Below are 10,196 nucleotides of genomic sequence, written 5' to 3'. Positions count from 1 at the left end.
CATACCAGATTCACCGTGGATCCGAGCCGCATCTTCAAATGGCTTGATCAGTGGCTGCTTAGCACCAGCTGCAACTGGGATCTCTTGATCTTTACCAAAGAAATGTACGATTTTCAAAGCATTAGCAGTTGTTTTATCGACTGTCACATTACCTGCAACTGCAGTGACTAACTTCAAATTGATTTTAGGATCGTTGATCGCCATCGTTAAAGCTGCAGCATCATCAATTCCTGGGTCTGTATCCATAATAATATTAATTGCCATTTATATTCCTCCCACTTGTACTAGCTATCTTAATTTTAAGCTATCTGTGGCTAAAAGCCTATAGCTCGCCTACTAGTATCAAAGTACAGATGTTTTTTATACCACTAGAATTTTTTACGAACCACTTACATAGTAAATATAAAGCCTTTACATTATTATGTAAAGCGCTTTACTATAAATCAAATCAACATGTCATGTATTTTTAATTATTTTACTAAATTACGTCAAAAAAACGAAAGTGAGACAAGATATTTTTTGAAGCACGTTTAAGGGCCGTCGATTTAACCCATTAATAGTGTAAATCGACGGCCCTTTTAGGATCACACAGCTAGTTATGTCCCAGCCCCATTTCAAACTAAGCACAATTATCAACATCCTTTAGCAAAACTACTAAGGTCTGTCATTATGGCTTAATTAACTCATATTAGATCATGTGTTTAATTTACTTTTTGCCGAGAAATTTTTCTCGATCGTCCCATTGATCGATCGTATCCGAGATCCCATTAGGATTTTGGGGATCGTGCCAATCAAAGTCCTCATACCACAAGCTTCGTTTAGCTTGGTCTAGCCGGTTAATTGCTACAATATCATCTTTTGACAATTCAAAATCACCAACTTGACTATTTTCAATGATCCGCTTTTCGTGGACTGATTTAGGGATAGTGATCACATCTTGTTGGACGTCCCATTGTAAAATAATTTGGGCCGCAGTTTTATGGTATTTGTCAGCTAGTTTCTGTATAGTTGGGTCATTCAAAGAATCACCTCCACCAAGTGGTGACCAGGCTTCTAGTTGAATACCCTGTAACTGCATTAATTGTTGGATATCTTTTTCCTGATTGAGTGGGTTGAATTCTAGTTGATTGATTGCTGGCGTTACATCAGAGTGTTCCAACAGGTCTTGTAGACGTTTATTATCAAAATTAGAAATACCGATCACCTTAATTTTTCCCTTACGGTATAACTCCTCCAAGGCATGCCAACTATCCAAATAACGCCCATCTACTGGCCAGTGGATCAGATAAAGATCCAAGTATGTCAGTTGCAATTCATTTAAAGTTTCATAGAAGCCTTTTAAAGTTGACTGATACCCAACATCACCATTGAATACTTTAGAGGTTACAAATAGATCCTTTCGATTCAGGCCAGTTTTTAGTAAACCATCCTTGATCCCAGCACCAACACCCGGTTGATTTCCATATTGTTTGGCTGTATCGAGCATCTTATATCCATTTTGGATCGCAGTCGAAACAGAATTAGCAGCGTTAGTGTTATCCGTTTTCCAGACACCTAACCCAAAGACTGGCATCTTGATGCCATTATTTAATTCCGTTGTTCTGGTCAAAATACTTTCAGTCATCTGATCACTCCTCATTATTAAATACTTGTTACTTTGCTTTTTACAAATATTTTCAAATACTTTAGAATCAACGACCTCCTTCACTCTAAATAGTTCAAGTATTTTCCATAATTAGTGTGTGACACCCGCAAGTAATTGTCAAATAATCGAAATTAACTGTATCTTCTACTACTTGACCTTGTTTTTTAGCAAGAACATACTACAATATGCCTAATATACTTACTAACACAGGAAAGATGATGTTGGAGATAATGATGACAAACTATTACGGTTTTTGAAAAAAACTTTGATTTGTCCACTCTGGCCTGCAGTTAAAGTACAATAACTACTTATTTTGATACTATGCCCTAACTTTATATTAAAATCTAACAATTGATAATTATCCCAACAATTCAATTTTATTTAAGTGTATAATGAATAGGAAGAATTGCACTCAATAAAAGGAATTTTTCATTATAATAAGAGTTAATTAAGATAAAACAAGAATACAAGGAGACAATGATTTGATAACACTAAAATCACAAAGAGAAATTGAAGGTATGCAACATTCAGGTGCTATTTTAGCAGGTGCACATCTAATGTTAAAAGATAAATTACACGTTGGGATGGATACTTGGGAAATTGATCAACTAGTTGACCAATACGTTCAAGAACACGATGCCATCGCTTCTGAAAAGGGCGTTGATGGCTACAAATATGCAACCTGTATCAGTATTAATGAAGAAGTTGCTCATGCTACACCACGTAAAGGATTAAAGCTTAAAAATCATGATGTAGTTAAAGTCGATTTCTGTGTTAGCTGGCATGGATACCAAAGTGACTCTGCTTGGACTTATGTTATCGGGGAATCAACTCCTGAAATCGACAACTTGATAGCAGTCACACATAAAGCTTTATACTTGGGTATTGATCAAGCACAGGTAGGTAATCGTGTCGGTGATATTGGCCATGCCATCGAAGAATATGTTGAAACACAAAACCATATGGGCGATGTACGGGAATTGATCGGTCATGGGATCGGACCATCTGTCCACGAAGCACCCGATATTTATCACTACGGAATGCCACACCAAGGGCTACGTTTGAAGGCTGGAATGGTCATTACGATCGAGCCGATGGTCAATGCTGGAGGCGCGTGGGAGATCGACACTAAAGTTGTGCCGGAAACTGGCTGGGAATATTACGTTTCAGGTGATCGCAGCTTATCAGCACAATTTGAGCATACACTAGCTATTACAAATGACGGGCCAAAGATCCTAACGTCACAAGACCCGCTTGGAGATAAAAAATACTTGTCAAAATAACACAATGTAGGATAAAGAAAAATAAGGTATGCGCTAAAATACCTTTAGCTTTTTGAACTCTTTTAAATACAACCCCACAATACGAGGAGGGATAAATAATGGTACTAAAATATAAGAAGGTAGCTTTTGAAATTTCTAAACAAATTGCAAATGGAAAATATGCTGATAAACTACCTAGCGAGGCAAAATTAGTTGAGATGTATAATACAAGTCGAAATACTATCCGCAATGCGATGGATGCGTTATTTGAACAAGGTTTGATCAAACGCGTCCAAGGTAGTGGCTATTTTGTTAATACTCCCCTTCATAGTGATGGCTACTTTATGAACATCGCAGGTAAAAATGGTCTGGGGACTCTCGGCCAAAAACCTGTTATTTTATCCAAAGTTTTAGCTTTAGAAGTCATCCCCGCTGGCAAAGAAGTGGCAAAGCATTTAGACTGCGCGCCAGAGGACTTAGTTTATTATGTCAGTCGCCTGCGTTTTTCTGGTAAGGAATTGATCAGTTTAGAACATGCCTATTATTTGAAGCAACAAGTTCCTTATCTTAATAAAGAAATTTGCGAAAACTCAATTTTTAATTTTATTATCGAAAACTACGATATTGAAATCACAAATGCAGATGAATACGTGAGTGTTTATAATTTAGGTGAAAAAGAAGCACAGGAAAGTGAACAACCTGTTGGAACACCGACCTTGCGGATCGAAGAGATCAATTGTACTAAAAACGAACATCCTTTTAATTATTCGAACTCATACTATTTCCAAAAAGGAATGACTGTTTATATGCACATTAACAATTCCTTATCCTAAAAAACGATTATTCCTTAAAAAAACCGATATCAAAAATAGGTACATTTTCTTTAATTTCATAGCAAGTTTTGATATATACCAATGTATGCATTTTCATTAACAATTACAAATTTTCGGACTTTTTCACTTGCTTTTATGTAAAAACTGAAGTATGCTGATGTTTGTATGCTAATGGGATGCAGTTATGTCGTGTCTACATTCTCCAAATGAGACATGAGATATAATCTGTCTATGACTAAGATCGAAGCCCTTATACTAATGGGTTTCTTTTTTTGTCCAAATTTTTCAAACGACACTTGCTATCTGCAATAAAAAACATGTAAGATAGGTAAAGACTTATTACATATCAGAAAAACAGAGAACTAGTATCCGCTGAAAACTAGTAAAAATGGTAAGCACTAACATTAAGGTCGCACTACCTTTATCAGTGCTATATTAAGTATTGCTTTTTATATCAGTTATACTTACTTAAAGACAGCCATCGCTTGTATGGCCGTGAATCTTGGGTGGAACAGCGTTAAAAGCGCCCCTTGTACTGAAATATATAGTACAAGGGACGCTTTTTATACGTTTTCACGATTAGTTTGATATACCTGTCTATTCAAGTTTTATAAGGAGAATAATATAATAATGAAACAGCCGCAAAAAAAAGAGGATCTTTCGCGTTCTCTACAAAACAAACATATCCAGATGATCGCGATCGGCGGAGCAATTGGGACCGGCCTGTTCCTAGGGTCTGGTAATGCGATCAGTTCTTCCGGTCCGTCGATCATCTTATCTTATATTATCGTGGGTCTTTTTTGCTTTTTCATGATGCGTGCAGTTGGAGAATTACTATTGTCTGACCTATCTCAACATTCAATCTTAGATTTCGTCAAACTTTATCTAGGCGACCGCTTAGAATTTGTAGTCGGCTGGTTATATTGGTTTTGCTGGATCAGCTTAGCCATGGCAGATTTAACTGCAACTGGAATCTATGTTAAATATTGGTTCCCTAGCTTTCCACAATGGGCAACACCGCTGATAATTTTACTATGCTTATATTTGATAAATCATGTCAACGTCCGTCTCTTTGGCGAATTAGAATCATGGTTTTCAATGATAAAAGTTCTAGCGATCGTTATTTTAATCGCCATTGGGTTTTTCTTAGCGATTTTTAAGTTTAATATTAGTGATAACATTGCCAGTTTTTCTAATCTATGGAGCCATGGCGGGTTCTTCGCTACTGGTGGTTATGGTTTCTTAATGTCGTTTCAAATGATCGTCTTTGCCTTTGTTGGTATTGAAATGGTCGGACTAACTGCTGGTGAAACTGAGGACCCAGAAGAAAATCTGCCTACAGCTATTAATAGTCTGCCAATTAGGATCGGCTTATTTTACGTAGGTTCAATGATCGCAATTATGAGTGTCTATCCCTGGGATAAAATTTCTACTTCTGCTAGCCCTTTTGTCCAAGTTTTTGCTGCGATCGGTATACCTGGTGCTGCTGGCATCTTAAACTTTGTAGTGTTAACTGCTGCTCTTTCGGCAACAAATAGCTGTCTGTTTAGTACCAGCCGTACTCTACATACACTAAGCAACAACGGAAATGCTCCTAAAAAACTGGCACGAGTGAACCAAAATGGGGTACCTTATGCTTCATTAAACTTTTCCACGGTGATTTTGTTAGCCGTTGTTTTATTAAACTATTTGATGCCTGAAACTGTTTTTGAATTAATTTCTAGTATCTCTACGACCAGTTTTGTGCTTGTCTGGTTGATTTTAGTCTTTTGCCATTTAAAATTCCGGCAAGCAACTCCTGCCGGAAGCCCTACTTTTAAAATGCCTGGCTATCCGTGGACAGATTACCTGACAATACTTTTCTTTGGTGGTTTCCTATTTTTCTTACTTTTCGATCACATAACCAGACTGCCCTTAATATTTGCACTATTAGCTTTAGTCTGTTTATTTGTAAGTTATTCACTAATTTTCAAAAAAAGTATGTAATTAACAAAAATAAAGTAGTCAAATTTTCGACTTTTTAAGGTAACAGGTTTGAGCATAACCAGCTTATTTTGTTATAATAAAGGTGGATCGATGAGATGGTCAATGCATCTTAAATATGATGATCCTTAAAGGAGGGATCAAAATGTTAAGACTACTTGGTCTATTTCTTTTCCTTTTAATTGTTTTGGCTTTAGTATTGGATATCGTCAATGATTTACACGATTATTCAATTGCAAAACGCAAAAACAATTTGTCTTTTTCTGCATGGCGCAAAGCCAATGTCTACAACGACATTTTCTTACCAGAAAAGTAATTTTGTCCATGTAAATTAAATCAAGGAGAGAATGACATATGGATAATCCTCGAAGTATTAAGGAATGACCGGTACGCTTGTTATACACAAACGAACCGGTCATTCCATTTTTTTGCTTATTTTCCAATTGGTACTACTACAGGGCTATGCACAACTGGGTCTTCAACGATCATTGAATTTAAACCAAAAACTTCTTTGATCAGATCCTTTTTTACGACAGTACGAGGAGCCCCTTCCTTGATCAACACACCATCTTTTAAAGCAAAAAGACGATCTGCATAACGTGCCGCTAAATTGATGTCATGTAGAATAACTACGATAGTTTTACCAAAACGCCTATTTAAATCCGCTAACAGATTTAATATTTCTACTTGATAAGCCATATCTAAAAAAGTAGTCGGTTCATCCAAAAATATAATATCGGTTTGTTGAGCCAACGCTAATGCGATCCAGACTCGTTGTTTTTGACCGCCAGAAAGTTCACTAACATCTCTTTTCGCTAACTCTGTTATCCCTACCATTTCCATTGCTTCTAAAACAGCCCTTTCATCCTGTTTGCTAAAACGGCTAAACAAAGAATGATGCGGAAAGCGTCCTTGACTGATCAAATCAATAACTTTTAGTCCAGCTGGTGTACTTGACTGCTGTGGCAAAACTGCCAGGATCTGGGCCACTTGTTTCGGTGAATACTGTTTAAGTTGCTTACCGTCTAATTTAACCTGCCCAGTTGTTGGAATCAAAAAACCCGCCAAAACGCGTAGTAAAGTAGATTTTCCACAACCATTTGCCCCGATCAAAACACTGATCTTGCCCGCAGGTATCCGTAAAGAAACATTGTTTAATATCGCTTTTTCCGTATATCCAGCGTTAATATTTTCACAATAAAAATCATGCTCTTGCATTGAGTCCACCTCGTTTATTAATTAACATCAATTGCCATATTAAGTAGGGTGCTCCGATCAAGCCCGTAACAACGCCAACTGGAAAACGATAAGGGAAAGCAAATTGCCCGACTAAATCAGCAATCACAACTAACAAGGCACCGATCATGCCCGCCGCTAACACATTATTCCCATTTTCTCCCATAATTTTATTCGTAACCGGCCCAGTTAAGAAACTAACAAATGCGATCGGCCCTGTTACAGCCGTTGCCATGGCAGTCATCATGACCGTCACAATTAACAAAATCAGCTTAGTTAAGTTAACATTCACTCCCAAAGATAATGCTAACTCATCGCCCAATTTAAGCACGCATAGCCGCTGACCAAGATAGGTTGTCAATGGTAAACCGACCAAGACTACTACAGCAAGAATAGGTAATTGTTTGATGGTTACACCATCCAAACTCCCATTTAGCCACCGTAACGCTTCAGGTAGATCACGCTGATCTCCAGTAACAGTAAAATAAGAAATAACTGCGTTATAAAACGCCTGTAAACCGATCCCGACGACGATAATGCGAGTCGTTGCTGCTTTTTTTTGTCCAGATAACCCAAACAACATTAAAACAGTTAATAAACCACCACATACTGCAACAACAGAACGCGTCATCTGACTAGTATGAAAAACTAGGATACATACCACTACCGCACAGCTTGATCCTGAACTAACACCAAGAATATCTGGATTAGCTAATGGATTTTTAAGTAATGTTTGAAAAACGTAACCAGCAACACCAAATGCCAAACCAGTTAAAACAGATGCTATCGTTCGCGGTAATCTCAATTCCGAAATAGTAAAAGACGCACCCGGAACAATACGTCCGGTCAATACTTGAAAAACCTCGCTGATTGAATAAACTGTCCGACCAAATACCAGAGAAAATAAAACGACTGAAAGCAAAATTAAAAATAATAATATGCCAACAACATAACGTCGTCTTTTTCGGTGTCGTTGTCCAACAAATAAATATCCCCGCATATCTGCTTGTCTTTTCACGCAGCTTGCACCTTCGTTCTTCTCGCCAAATAAATCAATACAGGTGCACCAACTAATGATGTAATAATACCAACATTGATTTCTGTCGAATCACTTACTAAACGCCCGATCACATCTGCACTGGTCAAAAAAAGCGCACCAGTTAAGGCTGACAATGGAATGACTTTCCTTAAATCAGCCCCAAACAGTAACCTCGTACAATGAGTCGCAAGTAAACCGATAAAAGCAATCGGACCAGCCAGCGCAGTTGCAGTCGCACATAAAATAATGCCTGCAATGCACGCACAAATATTAATAATCGTGGCGTTAACACCCAAATTTTTAGCTACTTCATTACCCAACATCAATGCATTTAACCCTGGAGCACAACAAACGGCAACAAGGAAACCAATGACAAATATGGGAATAAAAAATGTCATTCCTTGACTAGTTACGGTTCCTAAACTACCTACTTGCCAAAAACGAAATTGATCGATAGCATCCTGACGTACCAAGGTCACTGTTGTCACTAAAGAAGAAAACATAATACTGACAGCAGTACCTGATAGGATCAATGTCAACGGATTGACCTGATGACCAATAGCAACAATTCCAAATACAAGTCCAGCAGCTACCAGTGCACCAACAAAAGCCAGCCCAATATATTGACTTACAGTACTAATATGAAGAAAAGCTAACCCACATACAACAAAAAACGAAGCTCCAGTATTTATACCTAAAATACTAGGGTCAGCCAATGGATTCCTTGTCACCGCCTGCATCAAAGAACCTGATATTCCTAAAGCCCCACCACATAAACATGCAAAAAATGTACGCAAGATCCTTTTATGAATAATACTGTTTGCCAAACTACTTTTCATCTTATGCGTAAATAAAGCCGAAATCGCATTACCAAAAGTAATGTCTTTCACGCCCATGAAGATAGAGGCAAATCCAGCTATTACTAATAGCAAAAGAAATATCACTATTAATTTAATTTCCATCTTATTATGCAAATTTACGTAGCTTGACTTCTTCATTGAACTTTACCAGCTGCCTTCCCCAATAAATCTAGGTATTCATCTAAAGTGTAATTAATTGATAAAGGTGTCGGTGTCCCCGCAGCTACAATTGGTGAATCACTGTCGATAAAAGCGACTGAACCACGTTTAATAGCGGGAACTTTACCTAGAATTGGATCGTTTTTTAAAGCTTTGTATAGTTTTTGATCACCATACCCGACGATAATATCTGTATCATTTAGAACTTCAGCCTTTTCTGAACTAAAATCTTTGGAGTAACTCTGTTTACTCTTGATTTCCCGGGTTATACTTTGTGGATACCTTAATCCGAATTCTTCTAATAAGGCAGGACGAGGATCTGCAGAAGTGTATATCTGAAATTTAGACAGATCTCTGGCAGAAAAATTGACCCAAGTCACCGTTTTGCCTTTCAATTGTGGATAATGTTTAACACCATTCTGTATTTTTTGTTCTGTTTTTGATATCAAACGTTTTCCTTGCTTTTCCATCCCCATCCCTTTTGCATCTAAGCGCACTTGCTCTTTCCAAGAAGTCGTCCAAGGAGATTTAGGATAAGCCACAACCGGAGCTATCTTGGACAAAGTTTTATAATCTTCCTTGGTAATACCAGAATAAGCAGCTAAAATAACATCCGGTTTAGAATCAGCGATTGCTTCGAAATCAAGCCCATCTGTATCTCGGAAAACTTTAGGATTTTTAACATCTAGTTGTTTTAATTTCTTTTTAGTCCATGGCAATAGCCCACTTTTGTCTTTAACACCAAAGTTGGCTGCCGAAAAGCCTACGGGTTCAACACCCAACGCTAATGGGATATCTTGATTACCCCAATGGATCGTTGCTACCCTTTTTGGTTTTTGCTTGATCACGGTAGTCCCAAATTTATTCTTGATTTTAATGGGATATTGGCTTTTGTTATTTTTTTCACTACTATTTGCGTCATTATTTATTTGTGAACTTTTTGAACATCCACCTATAAAAATAGTCAATAGCATAATCATTAATACTACTTTCAATGTCCATTTATTGCTTGTCATATCAGTGATTACCTCGTAAATTCATTAGTATTTGATCCCAAATTTCATTCTCAATTGAGAATCGTTTTCAATTACAATTATTGACAAAATTAGCGTTAATATCAAGCTTTATTTCAAAAAATAAAGTTTCTTACAATTCATTTCACAAGAATTTAAACTGCAC

At 37.2% G+C, this 10,196-nt stretch carries 10 protein-coding genes; 4 read left to right on the top strand and 6 right to left on the bottom strand.

Annotated elements, in window-relative coordinates:
• Positions 1-264: nucleoside hydrolase (locus tag LACPOB_RS12440; RefSeq protein ID WP_040532792.1), on the bottom strand; the 264-nt coding region annotated here is incomplete at its 3' end.
• A 442-nt stretch (positions 265-706) separates the two neighbouring features.
• On the bottom strand, positions 707-1,624 hold the full coding sequence (locus tag LACPOB_RS0105045) for an aldo/keto reductase (protein WP_017867745.1): 918 nt from the start codon (positions 1,622-1,624) through the stop codon (positions 707-709).
• A 503-nt stretch (positions 1,625-2,127) separates the two neighbouring features.
• Between LACPOB_RS0105045 and map the strand changes: the two genes are divergently transcribed.
• The 4 genes from map to LACPOB_RS12725 all read left to right on the top strand — a co-directional run bounded on the left by map (position 2,128) and on the right by LACPOB_RS12725 (position 6,039).
• On the top strand, positions 2,128-2,928 hold the full coding sequence (gene map, locus LACPOB_RS0105040) for a type I methionyl aminopeptidase (RefSeq protein ID WP_017867744.1): 801 nt from the start codon (positions 2,128-2,130) through the stop codon (positions 2,926-2,928).
• A gap of 98 nt (positions 2,929-3,026) precedes the next feature.
• Positions 3,027-3,740 (top strand): GntR family transcriptional regulator, encoded by a 714-nt coding sequence (locus tag LACPOB_RS0105035; protein ID WP_017867743.1) that lies wholly within the window; start codon positions 3,027-3,029, stop codon positions 3,738-3,740.
• 630 nt (positions 3,741-4,370) lie between these two features.
• The gene (locus LACPOB_RS0105030; protein ID WP_017867742.1) at positions 4,371-5,726 is read left to right on the top strand and encodes an amino acid permease; all 1,356 of its coding nucleotides are present in this window, start codon (positions 4,371-4,373) and stop codon (positions 5,724-5,726) included.
• 142 nt (positions 5,727-5,868) lie between these two features.
• Positions 5,869-6,039 carry a hypothetical protein gene (locus LACPOB_RS12725; RefSeq protein ID WP_017867741.1) on the top strand — a complete coding sequence of 57 codons (171 nt, stop codon included), beginning with the start codon at positions 5,869-5,871 and terminating at the stop codon, positions 6,037-6,039.
• A 116-nt stretch (positions 6,040-6,155) separates the two neighbouring features.
• Here the strand turns inward: LACPOB_RS12725 and LACPOB_RS0105020 are convergent, their stop codons facing one another.
• The 4 genes from LACPOB_RS0105020 to LACPOB_RS0105005 are packed head-to-tail and all read right to left on the bottom strand — an operon-like array spanning position 6,156 to position 10,033.
• Positions 6,156-6,941, bottom strand: coding sequence for an ABC transporter ATP-binding protein (locus tag LACPOB_RS0105020; RefSeq protein ID WP_017867740.1), 786 nt, complete (start codon positions 6,939-6,941; stop codon positions 6,156-6,158).
• Positions 6,928-7,977: a FecCD family ABC transporter permease gene (locus LACPOB_RS0105015; protein WP_017867739.1), complete on the bottom strand. Its 1,050-nt coding sequence runs from the start codon at positions 7,975-7,977 to the stop codon at positions 6,928-6,930. Before LACPOB_RS0105015 ends, LACPOB_RS0105020 begins: the two co-directional genes overlap by 14 nt.
• Complete coding sequence (locus LACPOB_RS0105010) at positions 7,974-8,996, bottom strand: FecCD family ABC transporter permease (RefSeq protein WP_017867738.1); 1,023 nt, start codon at positions 8,994-8,996, stop codon at positions 7,974-7,976. The genes LACPOB_RS0105015 and LACPOB_RS0105010 overlap by 4 nt, the downstream gene beginning before the upstream one ends.
• Positions 8,993-10,033 carry an iron-siderophore ABC transporter substrate-binding protein gene (locus tag LACPOB_RS0105005; RefSeq protein ID WP_017867737.1) on the bottom strand — a complete coding sequence of 347 codons (1,041 nt, stop codon included), beginning with the start codon at positions 10,031-10,033 and terminating at the stop codon, positions 8,993-8,995. Before LACPOB_RS0105005 ends, LACPOB_RS0105010 begins: the two co-directional genes overlap by 4 nt.
• Between the last annotated feature and the right edge of the window lie 163 nt (positions 10,034-10,196).

Origin of the sequence: Ligilactobacillus pobuzihii E100301 = KCTC 13174, assembly GCF_000349725.1 — a bacterium.
GTDB lineage: Bacteria > Bacillota > Bacilli > Lactobacillales > Lactobacillaceae > Ligilactobacillus > Ligilactobacillus pobuzihii.
The sequence above is the reverse complement of the archived record's forward strand: the minus strand, read 5'-3'. Positions and strand labels throughout refer to the sequence as shown.

Coding starts and splice junctions, on each gene's coding strand:
- LACPOB_RS0105045 (WP_017867745.1), bottom strand. CDS start 1,624: ATGACTGAAAGTATTTTGACCAGAACAACGGAATTAAATAATGGCATC.
- LACPOB_RS0105030 (WP_017867742.1), top strand. CDS start 4,371: ATGAAACAGCCGCAAAAAAAAGAGGATCTTTCGCGTTCTCTACAAAAC.
- LACPOB_RS0105020 (WP_017867740.1), bottom strand. CDS start 6,941: ATGCAAGAGCATGATTTTTATTGTGAAAATATTAACGCTGGATATACG.
- LACPOB_RS0105010 (WP_017867738.1), bottom strand. CDS start 8,996: ATGAAGAAGTCAAGCTACGTAAATTTGCATAATAAGATGGAAATTAAA.
- LACPOB_RS0105005 (WP_017867737.1), bottom strand. CDS start 10,033: ATGACAAGCAATAAATGGACATTGAAAGTAGTATTAATGATTATGCTA.
- LACPOB_RS0105035 (WP_017867743.1), top strand. CDS start 3,027: ATGGTACTAAAATATAAGAAGGTAGCTTTTGAAATTTCTAAACAAATT.
- LACPOB_RS12725 (WP_017867741.1), top strand. CDS start 5,869: ATGTTAAGACTACTTGGTCTATTTCTTTTCCTTTTAATTGTTTTGGCT.